Source organism: Nocardioides agariphilus (assembly GCF_015352445.1).
GTDB lineage: Bacteria > Actinomycetota > Actinomycetes > Propionibacteriales > Nocardioidaceae > Nocardioides > Nocardioides agariphilus.
The window spans coordinates 1-19,476 of sequence record NZ_JADKPO010000048.1; the positions used below are offsets into that span (position 1 = coordinate 1).

The window sequence follows — 19,476 nt, forward strand, 5'->3', positions numbered from 1 at the left end:
CAACCAGCGGAATCGACGGCGGTTGGTCAACACACGGCCGTCGACTCACCGGGTTTCGAGACAGGCGCTGCGCGCCTTCCTCAACCAGCGGAATCGACGACTGCGACCATGAGCCCGTGAGTTCGCGGCAGGTGCATGACATCGGTCGGCGCCGCGCGTGGGTGGTGTGGGCGGTGGCGCTCGGCGTCTACGTGCTGGCGGTCTTCCACCGCAGCTCGCTGGGCGTCGCCGGACTGCTCGCCGCGGATCGGTTCGGCATCAGCGCGACCGAGTTGGCCACCTTCACGGTGCTGCAGCTGCTCGTGTACGCCGGGATGCAGGTGCCTGTGGGTGTGGCGCTGGACCGCTTCGGCTCGCGCCGGTTGCTCCTGGCCGGTCTGCTGCTGATGACGGCCGGGCAGCTGGCGTTCGCATTCGTGGAGTCCTTCTCGCTGGCCGTGCTGGCGCGTGCTGTGCTCGGTGCCGGGGACGCGATGGTGTTCACCTCGGTACTGCGGCTGGTGACGGTCTGGTTCCTGGTGCGCCAGGCGCCGCTGGTCACCCAGCTGACGGGCCAGGTCGGTCAGCTCGGCGCCATCGCTGCGGCCGCGCCGCTGTCCTACGCGCTGCACGCCTGGGGCTGGACGCCGGCCTTCGCGGTGGCCTCCTCGCTCGGTGTGGTGCTGATGGTGGCGGTCGCCTTGCTCGTCAAGGACTCGCCGTACGCCACCGAGCGCGTCGTGCGGATCAAGCTGCTGGCGCTGGCCCGTAGCCTGCGGGCGGTCTGGGGCAACCCCGGCACGCGGCTGGGCCTGTGGTCGCACTTCGTCTCGCAGTTCTCGGTCACCGTCTTCTCGATGTTGTGGGGCTACCCGTTCCTGGTGCGCGGGGAGGGCCTCAGCTCGGGGCACGCGGCCACCCTGCTGATGGCGATGACCGGCTGGGTCGTGGTCAGCGGGCTGCTGCTGGGGTGGTTGGTGACGCGCTACCCCTACTACCGCTCGGTGATCGTGGTCTGCGTCGTGGCCGCGATGGCCGTGCTGTGGGCGGTGGTCCTGCTGCGCTCGACCCCGGCGCCGATGTGGCTGCTCGTGCTGCTGGTCTTCGCGATGGCCTCGGGTGGGCCGGCATCGATGGTCGGCTTCGACCTGGCCCGCAGCTTCACGCCCGTCGAGGCGTCCGGTCGCGCCAACGGCCTGGTCAACATCGGCGGCTTCTCGGCGTCGTTGCTGACGATGGCCCTGGTCGGGCTGGTGCTGGACCTCCGCGAGCCAGCCGGCCAGGCGGCCTACGACCTCGGCGACTTCCGGGTCGCGATGAGCGTGCAGTACGTGTTCTGGACGATCGGCGTGGTGCAGGTGCTCAGGTACCGCCGCAAGGCCGTGGCCCATCTGGCCCGCGTGCACCCGGGCGCCATCGAGCAGCTCAAGCGCGGCGAGACGTTCGTGCATCCTGGCATCGGAGACCGTGAGGGCGTGTGAGTCAGCCGCGCGACTAGGGTGACGCGCATGCCGTACGACGACACGGTGCGTGAGCTCGCCGTGGCCTACGGCGTGGCCGTCGACTACTGGGACTGGCAGGGCCAGCACGTCCTCGTGCCGACAGCCACGATGCTCAGCGTGCTCGCTGCGCTCGACGTCGATGCGAGCACTCCCGAGTCGGCGCAGATCGCCCTGGCCGCCAAGCTCGACGCCGCCTGGCGGCGGATGCTGCCGCCGGTGCTGGTGACCAGACAGGGCTGGCAGAGCACCTTCGAGGTGCACGTGCCCGATGGCCGGCCGGTCGAGGTCTGGGTCGAGCTCGAGACCGGCGAGCGCCGCGGCGGGATCGAGCAGCGCGACAACTGGAACCCGCCTCGCACCGTCGACCACGAGCTGGTCGGGGAGGCGACGTTCGCGATCCCGAGTGACCTCCCCCTGGGCTACCACTGGGTGCATGCCCGATCCGGCGACCGCCTCGCTCGGATGAGCCTCGTCGTCACTCCGCGCTGGGTGGGCACGCCGGCGCGGCTCGGCGACCGGCCCAGGTGGGGGCTGGCCACCCAGCTCTACAGCGTGCGCTCGGCCGACTCGTGGGGCACCGGCGACCTGACCGACCTGACCGATCTGGGGGTCTGGGCTGGTGGGGTGCACGGTGCCGACTACGTGCTCGTCAACCCGCTGCACGCCGCGGAGCCGATGCCGCCGATGGAGCCCTCGCCGTACCTCCCGACGACGCGTCGCTTCTCCAACCCGATCTACCTGCGGCCCGAGCGCATCCCGGAGTACGCCGGCCTCGCACCCGCCGACCGGGCGTCGCTGCACGCGCTGCACGAGCAGGCCGGCGACCCGCTCTCCGAGCGCATCGACCGCGATGTGGCGTGGAGCGCCAAGCGGTCCGCATTGCGCAAGATCTTCGCGGTGCCCCTGTCGGCAGGCAGACGCCTGGCCTTCGAGGCCTACTGCCGGCGCGAGGGTCGCGGCCTCGACGACTACGCGACCTGGGCGGCGATCGCCGAGGTGCACGGCGCCGACTCCTTGGCCTGGCCGGGCGAGCTCAAGCACCCCGACCTGCCTGCGGTCGCCGCGTTCGGTCGGCAGCACGCGGAGGTCGTGGAGTTCCACCGCTGGCTGCAGTGGGTGCTGGACGAGCAGCTGGCCGCGACCCAGCTCGAGCTGCGCCGCGCGGGCATGGGTCTCGGGGTGATGACCGACCTCGCCGTCGGCGTGCACGGGAGCGGGTCGGACGCCTGGTCCCTGCAGGAGACCTATGCCGCAGGTGTGACCGTGGGTGCGCCGCCCGACCCCTACAACCAGAACGGCCAGGACTGGCAGCAACCCCCGTGGCGTCCTGACCGCCTCGCGGAGACGGGCTACGAGCCCTTCCGGCGCCTGGTCGCCGCGGCCCTGCGCAACGCCGGCGGCCTGCGTGTCGACCACGTGATCGGGCTCTTCCGGCTGTGGTGGATCCCCCGGGGCGCGGGCCCGACGGAGGGCACCTACGTGCGCTACGACCACGAGGCGATGATCGGCATCCTCGCCCTGGAGGCGCACCGCGCCGACGCCGTCGTCGTCGGCGAGGACCTCGGCACCGTCGAGCCGTGGGTGCGCACGTACCTCGCCGACCGCGGCATCCTCGGCACCTCCATCTTGTGGTTCGAGATGGACCACGCCGGCGACGGCGGACCGCTTCGCGCTGAGCGCTGGCGCGAGTGGTGCTTGGCGTCCGTGACGACCCACGACCTGCCGCCGACGGCCGGCTACCTGGCCGGCGACCACGTCCGGCTGCGCGCCGAGCTCGGCCTGCTCACCCGCTCGGTCGACGAGGAGCTCGCCGTCGACGCGGCCGAGCGCCAGGCGTGGCTCGACGAGCTGCGCCACGTGGGTCTGCTCTCCGAGCAGGGGGCCGACGTCGAGGGCACCGTCGAGGCGCTGCACGCCTACCTCGCGCGCACGCCGTCGCGGCTGCGCTGCGTCGCGCTCACCGATGCCGTCGGGGACCGCCGTGCCCAGAACCAGCCCGGCACCATCGACGAGTACCCCAACTGGCGCGTCCCCCTGAGCGGCCCCGATGGCCGCCCGATCCTGCTCGACGAGGTGTTCACGAGCGAGCGGGCGGCTCGCCTGTGCTCGGTGTTCGGGGCCTCGGTGTTCGGGGCCTCGGTGTTCGGGGCCTCGGTGCTCGGCTAGGTGCGTGCCGGCTCGATGCGTCCCACCACGTCGCCCAGCGAGATGCGTCCACCACCGGCGCCGGGGGCGGAGTAGCGCAGCACGACCTCGTCGCCGTCCTCGAGGAAGGTGTGGCCGTCGAAGGGCTCCGTGCCTCCCCAGGACAGCTCCAGGAACGATCCGCGCTGGTCCTTGTCCGGACCGCTGATGGTGCCCGAGCCGAACAGGTCGCCGGCGCGGGTCGAGGCGCCGTTGACGGTGAGATGGGCCAGCATCTGGGCCGGCGACCAGTACATCGTGGAGTACGGCGGCCGGCTGACGACCTCGCCGTTGAGGACGACCTCCACGTCGATGTCGAGCCCGCGCGTGGCACCGGGTGCCAGGTAGGCGAGCGGCTCGGGATCCTGGCCGGGCAGGTCGGTCCACGCGGCCGCGAGGGCGGCCAGCGGAGTGACCCACGCCGAGATCGAGGTGGCGAAGGACTTGCCGAGGAACGGACCGAGCGGGACGTACTCCCAGGCCTGGATGTCGCGGGCCGACCAGTCGTTGAGGCCGACGACGCCGAAGACGTGGTCGGCGAAGTCCTCCGCCGCGATCGGCGTACCGAGGGTTGACGAGCCGCCCACGACGAAGCCCAGCTCCGCCTCGATGTCGAGGCGGGTGCTCGGCCCGAACACCGGCCCCGTCTCCCCCCGTCGTTGACCACTGGGTCGGATGACAGGGGTCCCGCTGGGTACGACGGTGCCGCCGCGTCCGTGGTAGCCGACCGGGAGGTGCCGCCAGTTGGGCAGCAGGGGCTCCTGGTCGGGGCGGAACATCAGGCCCACGTTCGAGGCGTGGTGGAGCGAGGCGTAGAAGTCGACGTAGTCGCCCACGGCGAACGGCATCCGCAGCTCGACCTCGTCCAGCGGCACCAGGTGTGGCTCGACCAGGTCGCGCTCGGCCTCGTCGGTGACCAGGCCGACCAGCCACGTGCGGATCGAGTCCCAGACCGGGCGCCCCTGGCGCAGGAACTCGTTGAGCGTCGCCTCCCCGAACACCGCGTGCACGTCGAGCATCTCGGCAGCCGCGACGGGCGCGAGGTCGAGTACGAAGTCGCCGATCCTCGCTCCCACCCGCGGCTCTTCGCCGGCGCGCACGAACACGCCGTACGGCAGGTTGTCGGAGTCGTACGCCGACCCGGCGGCGCCCTCGACCCAGCTGCTCATGCGGGTGCCTCCAGTAGCCCGAGTCCGACGAGGTCGTCGAGGGGCTCGTGCACGCTGCACGAGCCGAACGAGACGAACCACCGGCGCGCTCCCGAAAGCTCGCCCGAGCCGTCTGCCTGCCGGGCGAGCGCCACCAGGTCGTTGGGGTAGTGGTCGGCCAGCAAGGAGGCGACCTCGCCGACCGGCGCGCCGTCGAAGGCCCGCCGCGTAGCGAGCAGCACGTTGAGGAACCCGTGGTGCGCGAAGCCGGTCTCGTGGTCGCGATGCGCGATGGCGTGATGGAGTCCGGCCGTGCACTTGAACGGGGTCTCGCGGTCGAGAGCCGCGTCGATCCAGGATGCCAGCTGCTCCGGCGTCGGGAAGCGGTCGATCTCCAGCCCTCCCGTGCGGAACTTCAGCCGCAGCTCGCTCTCGGCGACGACGTCGGCCGCTGCCAGCCAGGAGGCGGTGGCGTCGGACTGCGGCAGCTCGACGAACACCGGTACGTCGTCGGCCACTGCGCCCTGGCCGCGCGCGGCCTCGACCGCCGCGACGATCCGCCGGGCGTTGCCGGGCAGGTCGTCGAGGTCGCGCAGCGCGATCTCGACACCCGCGACCTGCTTGCCCTTCTTGGCGGCATAGCCGAGCGGCCCGGCGATCCCGCCCGCCCCGCCGGTGACCACGATCGAGACGGGGACGTCGGCCTCGACCTCTGGCAGCGCGGTGTCGGTCACGACGAACGAGGCGACCAGGTCGGCGTACCACTCGTCGCGCCGCTCGACGTAGGCGGTCAGCGCCTCCGGCAGCGGAGCGTCCCCCGGCGGGAAGACGGCCGCGTCGTCGACCAGGCCTCGGTAGGCGTCGGGGAGCATCCCCTCACCCTGGCACCCCTCGCGGCACCGACACCAGTTCCCACAAGTGTCCCGGCTCCGACAGACCGACCGACGGCCCCGCGCGATCGTCGTCGCATGAACGATTCCAAGGCGCCACGTGGGGTGCTGGCCCTGTCGGTCGCAGCCGTCGTCAGCACGTCGGCACTCCTGGTCCCCGCCCCCGCCACCGCACTCACCGTCGAGTACACCGCATGGGACGCCGGGACCGACGTCACCCTGACGGGCACGGAGACGCGGGACGCCTACGACAACAACCGGGCGTGGACCTATTGCAGCGATGCCGTCAACCAGGCGATCCGCGACAGTGTGTCCTTCCCCGACCGCGCCAGGTCGGCCTGTCCGTCCGCTCTCGGCGCGTGCGTCGCGGAGGCATTGAGGGCGGGGCGGGCCATCGGTGCCGTCCGGCTGTACGACGACGGCAGCCACCGCTGCCTGGTCCGCTAGGACGTCCAGGCCCTCCACAGGGCGGCGTACTCGCCGTTGGGCTTGCCCACCAGCTCGTGGTGGGAGCCGAGCTCCACGATGCGTCCGTCGATCACGACAGCGATGCGGTCGGCGTCGTGGGCGGTGTGGAGCCGGTGGGCGATGGCGACGACGGTGCGGCTGGTGAGCAGGGCGTTCATCGAACCCTCGAGCGTGCGGGCGGTGCGGGGGTCGATCAGCGAGGTCGCCTCGTCGAGGACCAGGGTGTGGGGGTCGGCGATGATCAGGCGCGCCAGGGCGACCTGCTGGGCCTGGGCAGGGGTGAGCTGCTGGTTGCCCGAACCCAGCTGGGTGTCGAGCCCACCGGGGAACCGCGCGACCCACTCGGTGGCGCCGACCGCGCTCAGGGCGTCCCAGACCGCGTCGTCGGAGGAGTCCTCGCGGGCCAAGATGATGTTGTCGCGCACCGACCCCTTGAACACGTGGTGCTCCTGGGTCACCAGCGCCACCTCGGTGCGCAGGGTCTCGAGGGGGAGGTCGACCAGCTCGACCCCGCCGACGGTCACCGAGCCCGTGCGCGGGCCGTTGATGCCGGACAGCAGGCGGCCGAGCGTGGACTTGCCGGATCCGGACGGCCCGACGATCGCCAGGCGTTCGCCGATCTCGAGCCGGAGGTCGACGCCATGGAGCACGTCATGTCCCTCGCGGTAGGCGAACCGGAGGTCCTCGCCGACCAGCTCGGGGCCGTCCGGCAGCTCGGTGCCGGCGACGCGGTCGGGCGGCACTTCGGCGATGCCCAGCAGGCGGCTGGTCGACGCGACGCCGACCTGGAGCCGGTCCACCTCGCCCACCAGCCGGTCGAGCGGGCCGCTCAGCGCCTCGACGTAGAGGACGGCGGCGGTGATCTGGCCGAGCGAGACCCAGCCCTCGGCGTAGCCGTAGGCGCCGACGAGCAGCGTCACCACCCGCGGGGAGTTGAAGGCGACGTCGATGACCGCGAAGAGCAGGTTGCGCAGCGTCATCGTGTAGCGCTCGGCTTGCGCCGACACGTCGATGTCGTCGTCACCGGCGGCCACGCGGCGTTCGGCGAGGCCGAGAGCCTCGACCGTGCGGGCACCTTCCACGGTCTCGGTCAGCGTGCTGTTGATCCGGGAGTAGGTCGCACCTTCGTTGATGTAGCCCTTGGGCGCCCGCTGCAGGTAGCGCTTGACCTGCGGATAGGCCAGGGCGATCACGACCAACGACGGCAACGCGAGCACGACCGAGTTGAGCAGCATGGCGACGATCGACAACACCACCGTGAGGCCGGAGATGATCGACATCGGCACGCCGTACTGGACCGAGCGGCTCATCGTGCCGACGTCACGGGTGACCCGGGTGACCAGGTCGCCACTGCTGGCTCCCTCGACCCGGCCCAGAGGCAGGGACAGGATCGTGCGCACGATGTACTCGCGGGCCGACGACAGCAGGTCCTGCCCGAAGACCGTGGAGGTGCGCTGGGCCAGGAAGGTCAGCAGTGCCTGGGCGCACACGACGACGACGATCAACACCGCCAGGCTGTTGAGCGACGAGGCCGCATCGCCGGCGACGGTCTTGTTGATCAGCTCGCCGAGGAGGCGGGGTACGACGAGTCCGGTCGCGGCGGCGAGGCCGTTGAGGACCACCAGCGCCGCGAACATCTTGCGGCGCTCGCGAAACAGGGTGCGGAAGAACGCGAGCACGGCGGCGTTGTCGGCCACGGGCCAGCCGCGTTCGGGCTTGCGGGACTGGGCGTAGTTCTCCAGGGCCCGGCGCTCGCGCAGGGCGTGGCGCCGGCGCAGGGCGCGGACCCGGTCGGTGAACGAGCCGGTCGTCGGCGGCACCAGCTCGCGCGGGATCACGGGCGGGTCGCCTGTGCGGTCACGCCAGGTGTCGGGTGAGGTCGCCAGCAGGTCAACCACGGACGCTCACCTCCTCTGATCCGCTGGTTGAGGAAGGCGCGCTAGCGCCTGTCTCGAAACCCGGTGAGCTGTCGTCGACGTCCATCGCCCTGGTCACGACGCGGCGGTAGTCGGGGCTGTCGAGCAGCAGGTCCTCGTGGGTGCCCTCGGCGATCGCGCGGTTGTCCTGCACGAGCACGATCCGGTCGGCGTGGTGCAGCCACAGCGGCGACACGGTGGTCACGATCGTGGTGCGTCCGCGGCGCACGTCGGCAACGCGCTCGGCGATGCGCGCCTCGGTGTGGGCGTCGACAGCGGAGGTCGGCTCGACGAGCACCAGCACGGGTGCATCGGCCGCGATCGCACGAGCTAGCACGATGCGCTGACGCTGGCCACCCGACAGACCGCGACCGCGCTCGTCGAGGCGGCCCTGCCAGCCGCCCGGCAGCGCGTCGTAGACGTCCTCGGCGTTGGCGACCCGCAGCGCCTCCTCGGCCTGGTCACGGTCGAGGCGGCCGTGGGGGTCGACGGCGTCTTGCAGCGTCCCGGCGAACAGCTGGCTGCCGGTGTCGCTGACCAGGATCCTGCGGCGTACGTCGGTCAACCGGGCCTGCGAGAGGTCCAGACCTCCCAACGTGACGTTCCAGGGACGGCGGGCGCGCTCCTCGTCGCGGGCCGTCAGGCGGGCTCGCTCGGCCTCCCGCTCGGCGCGGGCGCGACGAGCAGCCCGGCCCTTGACGCCTTCCCCGATCTCGTGGCTGATGGGCTCGGTGTCGGGCGACAGGTAGCGACCGAGCCGGTCGGCCAGCGCGGAGGTGTCCTCGGGGACCGCGCTGACCACGATCGTCAGCTCTCCCTCGTGGGCCACGAAGCCGGTCAGCCCGTCGACCAGGTCGCCGTGGGCGGGCAGCGGCTGTGGCTCGGCCACGTCGTGCCACGGCGGCTGCTGCTCGAAGATCGCGATCGCCTTGCGGGCCGAGACCAAGGCGCGGGTGAGCTTCTGGGCGAACTCGAAGAAGGTCTGGATCGGGTAGATCATGAACAGCGCGTAGCCCAGGAAGCTGATCAGCTGACCGATGGTCAGCTCGCCGCTGATCACCTGGCGGGTGCCCAGCCACACCAACAGCACCACGAAGACCCCGGAGAACAGCACGCCGACAGCCTCGATGGCCGCTTGCCAGATGCCGGCCGACTGGCCGGCCTGACGGGCCAGCTGCGACTGGGTGGCGTAGTTGGCGCCGAAGGTGCGCTCGCCACCGATGCCGCGCAGGATTCGCAGCCCGGCCACGATGTCGGTCGCGAGCGAGGTCAGGTCGGAGTTGCGGCCGCGCTCGATCTCCTGACGCCGGTGCAGCGGTTTGAGCAACGGGAACGCCGCCGTCACCAGGACCGGGGCGGCGATCAGCAGGAGCACGCCGAGCTCGACAGAGGTGCTCAGCACGATGAAGGCGACCACCAGGTAGGCGACCAGCTGCGTGCTGGTGCGGGCCAGGATCTCGGTCAGTGCGCCGAACTCGTCGGAGTCGCTGGAGGCGACGCTCAGCACCTCGCCCGTCGGAGTGCGACGGGGCAGGACGTGGCCCATCTGCGCGGCCTTGCGGGTGACCAGCTTCATGGTGCCGTAGAGGGAGATCAGCCACGTGCGGACGATGTAGGTGTGCATGAGGATGCCGAAGAGGGCACCCGTCATGGTCACCGCCAGCAGCAGCGCGCCCCACTTCAAGGTGGCGTCCACGTTGCCGGGCACGATGCCCTCGTCGACCGCGTGGCCGAAGATCAGCGGCCCCACCATCGGCGGCAGCTGCCAGACCATGCCGAGCAGGGTGGTGGTCACGATCACCGGCCACTGCAGCCGCAGCGTCCAGATCAGGAACCGCAGCGGGGTGCGCGTGTCCGGCGCGGCAGAGGGCCCCGTGGGTGGACCGGCCCCGCCGCGCGCATAGAAGGTGTCCAACACCGGTGGGAAGTCGCGCATCGCCCTGTCAGGGTAGGTGGACCCGCCGACGTCCGGCGATCCAATAAGTGCAGGGAGACCCGCGTGCCGCAGCTCGTCGTCTACACCCTCGTCTCGGTCGACGGCGCCACCGAGGACCCGCACCGCTACTTCCCGGAGACCCCGGACCGGCCGGGCGCCCCGGTGTTCGATGCCGAGCTCGAGCGGCACGAGGCCGCCATGCTCGAGCGTCAGGAGGCAGTGCTCCTCGGCCGGACGACGTACGACGAGTGGTCGCGGTACTGGCCGACGTCCGACGAGCAGCCGTTCGCCGACTTCATCAACGCCGCACCCAAGTACGTCGTCACGTCGTCGCCGCTGGCAGGTGACTGGGGACCTGCCGAGCAGGTGCAGGGCGGGTTGGCCGACGTCGTGGGGCGTCTGAAGGCCCGGCACGCGGGAGACATCGGCGTGCACGCCAGCATCACCCTCGCGAAGTCGCTGCTGGCGGCCGGTCTGGTCGACGAGCTGTGCCTGGCTGTAGGCCGGGTGCTCGACCCTCGCGGTCCCCGGCTCTTCGACGGCCTGCCCGAGCGGGTGGAGATGGAGCTGCTGGAGGCCTCCCCGACGACGACCGGCAGCGTCTGGCTCCGCTACCGCCTGTCCTGACGCGGTGTGCTCGCGATCGGGGGCAACGGCGACCGCCCAGCGTCATCGAGCGGACGGACCTCGTCGCGATGCCCGGCCAGAGTGGTCACGTCCAGTTGCTCGTGACCTGGCCCGCGCACGGCGGGCCAGACACCCAGGGAGTCGTCATGCTCGCCAGAGTTCGTAGCACGGTAGCGGCCGTCGTGGTTGCGGTGATCGGTCTTCTCGCAGCTGGGGTCTCGACCAGCTCCGACGCCGCTGTGATCGCGACGTACAACCTCTTCGGCGCTTCCGACGGTCGGGTGGCCGTCGGATTGGACCCCTCGGACTCCTTCGACCTGACCTCGGGTACCTCGCTGGCGCACACCAACGCCGGGTGGCTCTGTGCCCACCTGGCGCCCGAGCTGTGGAAGTTCCGCTACTACAGCAACGCCCTGTGCATCGACGCCGTGATGGCGTGCAGCGAGGCGGCCGCGCCGCAGGGTCGGTCGCCTGGGGTGACGTTCACCTTCGACGGGGCCGGCAGCAACTACTACCGATGCTGGACGTTCGCCGGGTCCTCGGCGAGCCTGGCGGCGCGCGAGACCTCGACGGCGTACCCGATCGAGAGCTACCCGGCCAAGACCCTGGCGATCTACGACGGGTTCAACGACCCGGGCTTGCAGCGACCCAGCTTCACCCAGCACCTCGAGCTGCGCGACGGCGCCGGCAGCGGAGACGTGGCCGAGGTGTCGACCGTGTCGTTCCGCCTGCACTCGACGGGTGGTCTGACGTACTCGATGCGGTATCTCGGCTGGAACGGCAAGCCCCGGGCGGGCTACGTCGACCACGGCCAGTTCATCAGCTACGCCTATGGGTTCGCTGCTGGCTACGACCGCATCATGCAGCCGCAGTCCTGCCTCGCTGCCGGCCTCTGCGTCAAGACGTCGGCGCTCTACTACACCGGCCTCGACGGTCGCGCGATGGTCGCCGTCGTCACCTGAGCCGACGCTGCGAAGGCGTGGCTAGGGTGCGGGCATGGCCTACTACCGCGCCGTCGGGAGCGTCCCGCCCAAGCGTCACACCCAGCACCGCGACGAGACCGGGTTCCTCTACCGCGAGGAGCTGATGGGAGAGGAAGGGTTCAGCTCCGACTCCTCGCTGCTCTACCACCGCGGTGTGCCCTCGGCCATCGTCGACAGCCAGGTGTGGGACCTCTCCGACCAGACGCGCACCCCCAACCACCCGCTGAAGCCGCGGCACCTGAAGCTGCACGGGCTGTTCCCGGCGTTGGGCGAGGGCGGTGCCTGCCCGGTCGAGGGGCGCCGGCTCGTGCTCGGCAACAACGACGTGCGGATCACCTACGTCGTCACCGGCACCGACCCCTCGCCCCTCTACCGCAACGCGATCGGCGACGAGTGCGTCTACGTGCAGGAGGGTTCGGGCACCGTCGAGACGGTCTATGGCGTGCTGGCCTACCGCACCGGCGACTACGTCATCGTGCCCCGCGCCACGGACCACCGCTGGGTCCCGGCCGAGCACTCCCGGCTGTACGCCTTCGAGGCCAACTCCCACATCTCCCCGCCCAAGCGCTACCTCTCGCGGTACGGGCAGCTGCTCGAGCACGCGCCGTACTGCGAGCGCGACCTGCACGGCCCGGTCGAGCCGCATGTGGTCTCGACAGGCTCGACCACCGATCCGACCGACGTCGAGGTACTCGTCAAGCACCGCGTGCCAGGCCTGCCGGGCGGCATCGGCGGCAGCCGGTTGACCTATGCGACCCACCCGTTCGACGTCGTGGGCTGGGACGGGTGCCTCTACCCGTTCACCTTCAACGTCGAGGACTACATGCCCATCACCGGCAAGGTCCACCAGCCGCCGCCGGTGCACCAGGTCTGGCAGGGCCACAACTTCGTGGTCTGCAACTTCGTGCCGCGCAAGGTCGACTACCACCCGCTGGCGATCCCGGTGCCCTACTACCACTCCAACGTCGACTCCGACGAGGTGATGTTCTACGTCGGCGGCGACTACGAGGCGCGCAAGGGCTCGGGCATCAACATCGGCTCGATCTCGCTGCACCCTGGTGGTCACGCCCACGGACCGCAGCCCAGCGCGATCGAGGCCTCGCTCGGCGCCGAATCCTTCGACGAGCTCGCCGTCATGATCGACACCTTCATGCCCCTCGAGCTCGGTGAGGGCGGGATCGCCGCCGAGGACCCGGCCTACGCCTGGACCTGGGCGGGCCGGCAGATCGACGGGGGACCCGACGCCACCGGTGACGGTGACGGCGGGCCCGCGGTCTTCAGCAACAGCTGACCCGGGTCGCCGGTTCAGGGCACGAGCAGCCAGCGACCGCGCTGACCACCGGCGGCGACCTTGGCGTAGGCCGTCGCGGCCTCGGCGAGCGGAACGGTGCCGGCCACGCGCACCTCGAGCTCGCCGCTGGCGGACCGGGCGAGCAGCTCGGCCAGCCGGTCGCCGTCGCGGTGCACCATCACAGCGGTCGTGGTGACGCGTTCCGACTCGGGGACGTTGGTGCTCTGCACACCGACGTAGGTGCCGCCGTCGCGCACCGCAGCCAGGGCGGCATCGACGATCGAGGCGGGGTCGAGGACCGCGTCGTACGACGCAGGGTCGAGCTGCGTGGTGAACGCCGCGCCGGTGGAGCGGACGAACGCCTCGTCGCGCTCGCGACCGAGGCCCGTGACCGACCAGCCAGCCGAGACGGCCAGCGCCAGGGCATAGCCCCCGACTGCTCCGCCCGCACCCGTCACCAGCAGGTCGCGGCCGTCGGCGTCACCGAGAAGGTCGAGAGCCTGCGCCGCCGTGAGCGCGTTGAGCGGCACCGTGGCCGCGTCGAGCGGGTCGAGACCCTCGGGCACCAGGGCCAACGCGTCGACATCGAGCGCCACCAGGTCGGCCTGGGTGCGGTCGGCCGCGAACAGCTGGTCGTCGAGAGCGGCCACCACGTCGCCGACGCGGTAGGCCGTGACGTCCGGCCCGGTGGCCACGACCCGACCGACGAGGTCCCAGCCCAGGCCGGTCTCATCCGTCACCCCGAAGGCCTGGCGGCCGGTCTCGGTGGCGAAGAACGGGTCGACCGGCTGGACCGCCGTGGCGACCAGCTCGACGACCACCCGGCCGGGTCCGGCGACGGGCTCGGGCACCGAGACGATCTGGACCTCGTCGTGGCCGGGTACGGAGTGCAGGGAACGCATGGCGTGCTCCTTCGAGGAGTAGTGGACTGACGTCGAGGTGCAGCACTACCCTCGGTCTGTTGCTTCCCATCGGGAAGTAGCCACCTTGAAGTAGGGTAGGCACCCATGAGTAAGTACCGGAGGTTCCTGTGCCCACGATGACCGCCGCGCAGCGGCGCGACCTGGCCAAGCAGGAGTTCGACGCGTTCCTCGCCGACTGCCCGAGCCGCCTGGTGCTCGACCGCATCTCCGACAAGTGGGTCACCCTGGTGATCGCCTCGCTCGCGGACGGACCGCTGCGCTTCTCCGAGCTGTCGCGGCAGCTCGCCGGTGTCAGCCAGAAGATGCTGACCCAGACCCTGCGCACCCTGGAGCGAGACGGCCTGGTCACCCGCACGGTGACGGCCTCGGTGCCGGTCCGCGTCGACTACGCCCTCACCGACCTCGGCGTCTCGCTGCAAGACACCGTCCGCCACCTCAAGACGTGGGCCGAGTCCCACGTGCCGCAGGTGCGCGAGGCCCAGGAGGCCTACGACCGGAGGGCCGGGCAGGAGGTGGGGGCATGACCCAGGTGCTGACCCCGCGCGACGTACCTCTCGGCGGCCTGCGGGCCATGCGAGTCCGCCGTACCCTGCCCCAGCGCGAGCGCACGCTCGTCGGGGCGTGGTGCTTCGCCGACCACTACGGGCCCGACGAGGTCGACGAGACCGGCGGCATGGTCGTGCCACCGCACCCGCACACCGGTCTGCAGACCGTGAGCTGGCTGTTCGCCGGCGAGATCGAGCACCGCGACTCGGCTGGCAACCACGCGCTGGTGCGTCCGGGCGAGCTCAACTTGATGACCGGCGGCCGCGGCGTCAGCCACAGCGAGGTCTCCACGCCCGGCACCACGACGCTGCACGGCGTCCAGCTGTGGGTGGCGCTGCCCGGTGCCGCACGCGACGCGAGGGCCGACTTCGAGCACTACGCGCCCCCGGTCCTGCGGGGCCGGGGTTGGCGGGCCGCGGTCTTCTTGGGCTCACTGCTGGGCGACACGTCTCCGGTGCGCACAGCCACGCCGCTGCTCGGCGCCGAGCTGGTCCTCGACCCGGGCACCGCCCTCGACCTCGACGTCGACGCCACCTTCGAGCACGGCCTCCTGCTCGATGCGGGATCGGTCGTCGTCGCTGGCGAGCAGGTCAAGCCGGCCGAGATGGCATACGTCGAGCCGGGGCGTTCGTTGCTCCGCCTCGAGGCGCTCGAGGCGAGTCGGGTCGTCGTCCTCGGTGGGCCGCCGTTCGGCGAGCAGATCGTGATGTGGTGGAACTTCGTCGGCCGCACCCACGACGAGGTCGTCGCGGCACGTGAGGAGTGGCAGGCCCAGATCACCCGCGACGGTGAGGTCGTCGGCGACGGCCAGGAGGTGGCCGACGGACGGTTCGGCATCGTCGTGGGCGACCACCTGCCGCCCGTGCCCGCCCCCCCGCTCCCCACGGCGAGGCTGAAGCCGCGCGCCTGACGCCGGATCCGTGGTGGCACGGAACTCCCAGGTGTCTTCGGCGTCCTAGTGTCCCGTCATGGTCGGACGAGCACTCTCGCTGGCGGTGGTCGCCCTGCTGGCCGGCGGCTGTGCGACCGGCGCGTCCGAGCCGGCCTCGCCGGCATCGCTCGCTCCGGCGCCGGAGCCGTCGGCGCGGGCAGGACCCGTCCGCCCGGTCGAGGACGTCGCGGTGGCCACGCTGACCCTGCCCGGCGATCCCGACTGGCTCGCCGCCGACAACCACGGGCTGTGGGTATTCCGGCAAAGCGGCGAGCTCACGCTCGTCGACCCGGCCCGCAGCGCGGTGGCCGGGACGGTGGCGACCGGCGAGACCGAGCTCTGCAGCGGCCTCGGCGCGTCCTTCGGCTCGGTGTGGACCTGCCAGGGCAGCGACGTGCTGCGAGTCGACCCTGAGGCGATGGCGGTGGTCGGGCGCTACCAGGTGAAGAAGCAGGCTGCGCAAGGTCACCTCGTCGGCGCCTTCGGCCATGTCTGGGTGCTCACCAGCGACGGCAGCAGCCTGGTCGGGATCGACCCCGAGACCAACGAGGTGGACGTGCAGCACGACCTTCCCGCGCGCGGCAGTGACGTGGCCGCCTCGGAAGACGCACTGTGGCTGCCCTGCCGGATCGACGACCGGGTCCTCAAGATCGACCCCGCCAGCGGGGAGGTGCTGCTCGACGTCGAGGTCGCCAACCCGGTCAGCGTCGCAACCGGCGAAGGGGAGGTCTGGGTGGCAACCGCGAGCGACACCCGGCGCCTCGACCCCACATCCGGCCAGATCCTGCGCACCGCCGACGCGCCGGCCGGATCAGAGGGCGGGATCGTGGTGGGTGAGGACCGGGTGTGGGTGCGCAACGCCGAGGACTTCTTGTTCGAGGTCGACCGGGCCACCGGTGAGCGGGTGGGTCAGGTCACCGCCGAGGGGCTGACCAGCAGCGGGGACCTCCTGCTGCTGCACGGCGACCTCTGGGTCGCGTCGTACGACGACCAGGTGCTGTTCCGCCTCGACCCCTGACTGTCGGCGGCGCCTGTGGGCGGCGGCCTGTCGGAGACGCCTGGCACCATCAGGCGCATGACCGGACCAGTCGTCGGCGACGACGGACTGCTGCGCTGCCCGTGGGCGGCCGGCCACCCCGTCAACCGCGACTACCACGACACCGAGTGGGGGGTGCCCATCGCGGGTGAGGCTGCCCATCTGGAGCGGCTGACGCTGGAGGCGTTCCAGTCCGGGCTGTCGTGGCTCACGATCCTCAACAAGCGCCCGGCCTTCCGGGCCGCGTTCGCCGGGTTCGACGCCGAGGTGGTCGCGGCCTACGACGACGCCGACCGGGCTCGCCTGATGGCTGACGCCGGCATCGTCCGCAACCGGCTCAAGGTCGACGCGGCGATCACCAACGCCCGTGCGACGGTCGGGCTGCGTGCCGAGGGCGGGCTGGCAGCGTTCATCGAGGGCTTCCGCCCCGAGGTCGGCCCAGCTCCGGCGACCACCGAGGAGATGGTGACGACCTCGCCCGAGTCGATCGCGCTCTCCAAGGCCCTGAAGAAGAAGGGCTTCGTGTTCGTCGGCCCCACCACGATGTATGCCTTGATGGAGGCCATCGGCATCGTCGACGACCACCTGGTCGGCTGCCATCGGCGGGGCTGCGCCACCGCGTGACAGAGCCGGGAACAGACCGGTCCTGAGCGTGGTTCAGAGGATTTCGGGAACGCCCGAGAGGCTGTGTATCCTCATCCGTCGTTGCCCCTTTAGCTCAGTCGGCAGAGCGACTCCATGGTAAGGAGTAGGTCTACGGTTCGATTCCGTAAAGGGGCTCTGCGGTGGGGTCGAACCATCGACCGCCCCCGTCCCCTGGCGGGGTAGCTCAGGTGGTTAGAGCACACGGCTCATAATCGTGGTGTCGCGGGTTCGAATCCCGCCCCCGCTACTACATAGTGCGACAGACCGACCGAAGGATTCCCCGTGGCCAGCAAGACCAGCGACGTTCGCCCCAAGATCACGCTCGCCTGCACCGAGTGCAAGGAGCGCAACTACATCACCAAGAAGAACCGTCGCAACGACCCCGACCGCATGGAGCTGGCGAAGTACTGCCCGCGCTGCCGCAAGCACCAGCCGCACCGCGAGACCCGCTGACCCCAGTTCTGCTCCACGACGACCCGCCCGGCCTCGCCGGGCGGGTCGTTCGGCGTTTGTCACTAGGGTGAGTGGGTGCCAGTGGACCAGTCCCTCGTCGGCCGGGAGTTCCCGCCGACGCAGCCCTACCAGGTGACAGCAGAGAAGGTGCGCGAGCTGTCGGCGGCCGTCGGCTCACCGGCCGACCAGATCCCGGCGACGTTCCCGATCGTGATGGCATTCGAGGCGATGAACGCCTTCCTCGCCGAGGTCGGGGTCGAGCTGCAGCGCATCGTCCACGGCGAGCAGCGGTTCACCTACGAGCGGCCGCTGGTCGTCGGCGACGAGCTCACCGCGACCCTCTCGGTCGCGAGCCTGCGTCAGATCGGCGGCAACGACATCATCGGCACCCGCAGCGAGATCAGGGACGCCGGCGGCGACCTCGTCTGCACGACGACGGCCACGCTCGTCCACCGGGGGGACGCATGACTGGTTCATCCTGGGAGGCCGGAGACGTGCTGGAGCCCCAGACCTACGCCGTACGCCGGGCCGACCTCGTCCGCTACGCCGGTGCGAGCGGAGACTTCAACCCGATCCACTGGTCCGACCGGGTCGCGACAGCCGTCGGCCTGCCCGGCGTGATCGCCCACGGGATGTACACGATGGCGCTGGCCGCGCGCGCGGTCGCCACGTGGACCAACGGCGCCGAGGTGGTCGAGCTGGGCTGCAAGTTCACCAACCCCGTCGTCGTCCCCGACGACGACACCGGCATCGACGTCGTCATCGCCGGCACCGTCAAGAGTGTCGAGGACGGCCTGGCCACGATCGCGCTCGAGGTGACCTGCCTGGGGCAGAAGGTGCTGGGTGCGCCGAAGGCCGTCGTCCGTGCCTGAGCGGCTCACGCATCGACTGGCCGACCACACCACCCTCCGGCTCGGTGGGCCGGCAAGCACCTGGATCCGGGCCGAGACCGAGGCCGACCTGATCGAGGCAGTCGGCGCGGCCGACGCCGCGGGCGAGCCCGTCCTGCTTCTCGGTGGCGGCAGCAACGTCGTCGTCGCCGACGCCGGCTTCGCCGGCACCGTCGTCGAGGTGGCCACCCGGGGCATCGCGCCCGACCTCGACGACGAAGTCGAGGCGTCCTGCTCGGGCGCGACCGTCAAGGTGGCCGCGGGCGAGCCATGGGACGCCTTCGTCGCGCACGCCACCGAGCGCCGGTGGTCGGGCATCGAGGCCCTGGCCGGCATTCCTGGCCTGGTCGGCGCGACGCCGATCCAGAACGTCGGCGCATACGGCCAGGAGGTCTCCCAGACGATCGCGAACGTGCGGGTCTGGGACCGCGTGCTGCGCGGCGTACGCACCTTCGCGGCCGCCGACTGCGGCTTCGGATACCGCACCAGCCGGTTCAAGCGGGACCCCGGCCGGCACGTCGTCCTCGACGTCACCTTCCAGCTCCCGCTGGGCACCTACGGTCCGCCGCTGGAGTACGCCGAGCTGGCCCGCACCCTCAACCTCGAGGTCGGCCAGCGCGCGCTCATCGAGTCGGTCCGGGAGGCGGTCTTGGCGCTGCGGTCGCGCAAGGGGATGGTCCTCGACGCGGCCGACCACGACACCTGGTCGGCGGGCTCGTTCTTCACCAACCCAGTGATCGCGGCCGATGCCGTTCCCGAGGGCGCACCGGCCTGGCCGCAGCCCGACGGAACCGTGAAGACCAGCGCTGCCTGGCTGATCGAGAACGCGGGCTTCACCAAGGGCTACGGCAACGAACTCGTGGCCCTGTCGACCAAGCACACGCTGGCGATCACCAACCGAGGGGGCGCCTCGACCGCCGACCTCCTCGCTCTGGCCCGCGAGGTGCGCGACGGCGTACGCGAGAGGTTCGCGATCACGCTGGTCAACGAACCGGTGCTGGTGGGGTGCGAGCTGTAGCCGTCCGGTACGAGGTTTCGAGACAGGCGCTAGCGCGCCTTCCTCAACCAGCGGGCGGTGAGGTTTCGAGACAGGCGCTAGCGCGCCTTCCTCAACCAGCGGGCGGTGAG

General features: G+C 71.2%; 19 protein-coding genes and 2 tRNA genes. 16 read left to right on the plus strand and 5 right to left on the minus strand.

Going from position 1 to position 19,476, the window contains the following annotated elements; all coding sequences use genetic code 11:
- The first annotated feature begins 116 nt into the window (after nt 1-116).
- A complete protein-coding gene (locus tag ISU10_RS21620; protein WP_194698528.1) occupies nt 117-1,460 on the plus strand; it encodes an MFS transporter in 1,344 nt (447 codons plus the stop codon).
- A gap of 27 nt (nt 1,461-1,487) precedes the next feature.
- The gene (malQ, locus tag ISU10_RS21625; RefSeq protein WP_194698529.1) at nt 1,488-3,647 is read left to right on the plus strand and encodes a 4-alpha-glucanotransferase; all 2,160 of its coding nucleotides are present in this window, start codon (nt 1,488-1,490) and stop codon (nt 3,645-3,647) included.
- On the opposite strand, the gene fahA is transcribed toward malQ, so the two are convergent.
- The gene (gene fahA / locus ISU10_RS21630) at nt 3,644-4,834 is read right to left on the minus strand and encodes a fumarylacetoacetase (RefSeq protein WP_194698530.1); all 1,191 of its coding nucleotides are present in this window, start codon (nt 4,832-4,834) and stop codon (nt 3,644-3,646) included. The genes malQ and fahA overlap by 4 nt on opposite strands.
- Complete coding sequence (locus tag ISU10_RS21635; RefSeq protein ID WP_194698531.1) at nt 4,831-5,685, minus strand: hypothetical protein; 855 nt, start codon at nt 5,683-5,685, stop codon at nt 4,831-4,833. Before ISU10_RS21635 ends, fahA begins: the two co-directional genes overlap by 4 nt.
- Nucleotides 5,686-5,781: 96 nt before the next feature.
- Between ISU10_RS21635 and ISU10_RS21640 the strand changes: the two genes are divergently transcribed.
- Nucleotides 5,782-6,150: a hypothetical protein gene (locus ISU10_RS21640; RefSeq protein ID WP_194698532.1), complete on the plus strand. Its 369-nt coding sequence runs from the start codon at nt 5,782-5,784 to the stop codon at nt 6,148-6,150.
- On the opposite strand, the gene ISU10_RS21645 is transcribed toward ISU10_RS21640, so the two are convergent.
- Nucleotides 6,147-8,069, minus strand: coding sequence for an ABC transporter ATP-binding protein (locus ISU10_RS21645; protein WP_370865776.1), 1,923 nt, complete (start codon nt 8,067-8,069; stop codon nt 6,147-6,149). The two genes, ISU10_RS21640 and ISU10_RS21645, sit on opposite strands and share 4 nt — an antisense overlap.
- Nucleotides 8,062-10,023, minus strand: coding sequence for an ABC transporter ATP-binding protein (locus ISU10_RS21650; RefSeq protein ID WP_194698533.1), 1,962 nt, complete (start codon nt 10,021-10,023; stop codon nt 8,062-8,064). The genes ISU10_RS21645 and ISU10_RS21650 overlap by 8 nt, the downstream gene beginning before the upstream one ends.
- A 63-nt stretch (nt 10,024-10,086) precedes the next feature.
- On the opposite strand from ISU10_RS21650, the gene ISU10_RS21655 reads away from it, so the two are divergent.
- The 3 genes from ISU10_RS21655 (at nt 10,087) to ISU10_RS21665 (ending at nt 12,924) form a co-directional block, all read left to right on the plus strand.
- Entirely contained in the window at nt 10,087-10,650 is a 564-nt protein-coding gene (locus ISU10_RS21655; RefSeq protein ID WP_194698534.1) for a dihydrofolate reductase family protein, read from the plus strand.
- Between the two features lie 146 nt (nt 10,651-10,796).
- On the plus strand, nt 10,797-11,612 hold the full coding sequence (locus tag ISU10_RS21660; protein ID WP_194698535.1) for a hypothetical protein: 816 nt from the start codon (nt 10,797-10,799) through the stop codon (nt 11,610-11,612).
- A 34-nt stretch (nt 11,613-11,646) separates the two neighbouring features.
- Nucleotides 11,647-12,924, plus strand: coding sequence for a homogentisate 1,2-dioxygenase (locus tag ISU10_RS21665; protein ID WP_194698536.1), 1,278 nt, complete (start codon nt 11,647-11,649; stop codon nt 12,922-12,924).
- Between the two features lie 14 nt (nt 12,925-12,938).
- Here ISU10_RS21665 and ISU10_RS21670 read toward each other — a convergent pair whose 3' ends face one another.
- A complete protein-coding gene (locus ISU10_RS21670; protein WP_194698537.1) occupies nt 12,939-13,826 on the minus strand; it encodes a zinc-binding dehydrogenase in 888 nt (295 codons plus the stop codon).
- Nucleotides 13,827-13,963: 137 nt separating this feature from the next.
- Between ISU10_RS21670 and ISU10_RS21675 the strand changes: the two genes are divergently transcribed.
- The 10 genes from ISU10_RS21675 (at nt 13,964) to ISU10_RS21720 (ending at nt 19,366) form a co-directional block, all read left to right on the plus strand.
- Complete coding sequence (locus ISU10_RS21675) at nt 13,964-14,371, plus strand: winged helix-turn-helix transcriptional regulator (RefSeq protein ID WP_228501669.1); 408 nt, start codon at nt 13,964-13,966, stop codon at nt 14,369-14,371.
- Entirely contained in the window at nt 14,368-15,303 is a 936-nt protein-coding gene (locus ISU10_RS21680; protein ID WP_194698539.1) for a pirin family protein, read from the plus strand. Before ISU10_RS21675 ends, ISU10_RS21680 begins: the two co-directional genes overlap by 4 nt.
- 58 nt (nt 15,304-15,361) lie before the next feature.
- Entirely contained in the window at nt 15,362-16,342 is a 981-nt protein-coding gene (locus tag ISU10_RS21685) for an NHL repeat-containing protein (protein WP_194698540.1), read from the plus strand.
- 57 nt (nt 16,343-16,399) lie between these two features.
- Nucleotides 16,400-16,984 carry a DNA-3-methyladenine glycosylase I gene (locus ISU10_RS21690; protein ID WP_194698541.1) on the plus strand — a complete coding sequence of 195 codons (585 nt, stop codon included), beginning with the start codon at nt 16,400-16,402 and terminating at the stop codon, nt 16,982-16,984.
- An 83-nt stretch (nt 16,985-17,067) separates the two neighbouring features.
- Nucleotides 17,068-17,140, plus strand: a tRNA-Thr gene (locus ISU10_RS21695).
- Nucleotides 17,141-17,178: 38 nt separating this feature from the next.
- Nucleotides 17,179-17,252 (plus strand) — tRNA-Met (locus ISU10_RS21700).
- 35 nt (nt 17,253-17,287) lie between these two features.
- The gene (rpmG, locus tag ISU10_RS21705) at nt 17,288-17,458 is read left to right on the plus strand and encodes a 50S ribosomal protein L33 (protein ID WP_194698542.1); all 171 of its coding nucleotides are present in this window, start codon (nt 17,288-17,290) and stop codon (nt 17,456-17,458) included.
- 75 nt (nt 17,459-17,533) lie between these two features.
- Nucleotides 17,534-17,926, plus strand: coding sequence for an FAS1-like dehydratase domain-containing protein (locus ISU10_RS21710; protein ID WP_194698543.1), 393 nt, complete (start codon nt 17,534-17,536; stop codon nt 17,924-17,926).
- On the plus strand, nt 17,923-18,330 hold the full coding sequence (locus tag ISU10_RS21715) for a MaoC/PaaZ C-terminal domain-containing protein (RefSeq protein ID WP_194698544.1): 408 nt from the start codon (nt 17,923-17,925) through the stop codon (nt 18,328-18,330). Before ISU10_RS21710 ends, ISU10_RS21715 begins: the two co-directional genes overlap by 4 nt.
- Nucleotides 18,323-19,366, plus strand: coding sequence for a UDP-N-acetylmuramate dehydrogenase (locus tag ISU10_RS21720; RefSeq protein ID WP_194698545.1), 1,044 nt, complete (start codon nt 18,323-18,325; stop codon nt 19,364-19,366). Before ISU10_RS21715 ends, ISU10_RS21720 begins: the two co-directional genes overlap by 8 nt.
- Nucleotides 19,367-19,476 lie beyond the last annotated feature (110 nt).

Bases quoted from the DNA above. Each gene is read 5' to 3' on its own strand.
- fahA (WP_194698530.1), bottom strand. From the start codon at position 4,834: ATGAGCAGCTGGGTCGAGGGCGCCGCCGGGTCGGCGTACGACTCCGAC.
- ISU10_RS21665 (WP_194698536.1), top strand. From the start codon at position 11,647: ATGGCCTACTACCGCGCCGTCGGGAGCGTCCCGCCCAAGCGTCACACC.
- malQ (WP_194698529.1), top strand. From the start codon at position 1,488: ATGCCGTACGACGACACGGTGCGTGAGCTCGCCGTGGCCTACGGCGTG.
- ISU10_RS21650 (WP_194698533.1), bottom strand. From the start codon at position 10,023: ATGCGCGACTTCCCACCGGTGTTGGACACCTTCTATGCGCGCGGCGGG.
- ISU10_RS21640 (WP_194698532.1), top strand. From the start codon at position 5,782: ATGAACGATTCCAAGGCGCCACGTGGGGTGCTGGCCCTGTCGGTCGCA.
- ISU10_RS21685 (WP_194698540.1), top strand. From the start codon at position 15,362: ATGGTCGGACGAGCACTCTCGCTGGCGGTGGTCGCCCTGCTGGCCGGC.
- ISU10_RS21715 (WP_194698544.1), top strand. From the start codon at position 17,923: ATGACTGGTTCATCCTGGGAGGCCGGAGACGTGCTGGAGCCCCAGACC.
- ISU10_RS21635 (WP_194698531.1), bottom strand. From the start codon at position 5,685: ATGCTCCCCGACGCCTACCGAGGCCTGGTCGACGACGCGGCCGTCTTC.
- ISU10_RS21690 (WP_194698541.1), top strand. From the start codon at position 16,400: ATGACCGGACCAGTCGTCGGCGACGACGGACTGCTGCGCTGCCCGTGG.
- ISU10_RS21675 (WP_228501669.1), top strand. From the start codon at position 13,964: ATGACCGCCGCGCAGCGGCGCGACCTGGCCAAGCAGGAGTTCGACGCG.
- ISU10_RS21670 (WP_194698537.1), bottom strand. From the start codon at position 13,826: ATGCGTTCCCTGCACTCCGTACCCGGCCACGACGAGGTCCAGATCGTC.
- ISU10_RS21660 (WP_194698535.1), top strand. From the start codon at position 10,797: ATGCTCGCCAGAGTTCGTAGCACGGTAGCGGCCGTCGTGGTTGCGGTG.
- ISU10_RS21680 (WP_194698539.1), top strand. From the start codon at position 14,368: ATGACCCAGGTGCTGACCCCGCGCGACGTACCTCTCGGCGGCCTGCGG.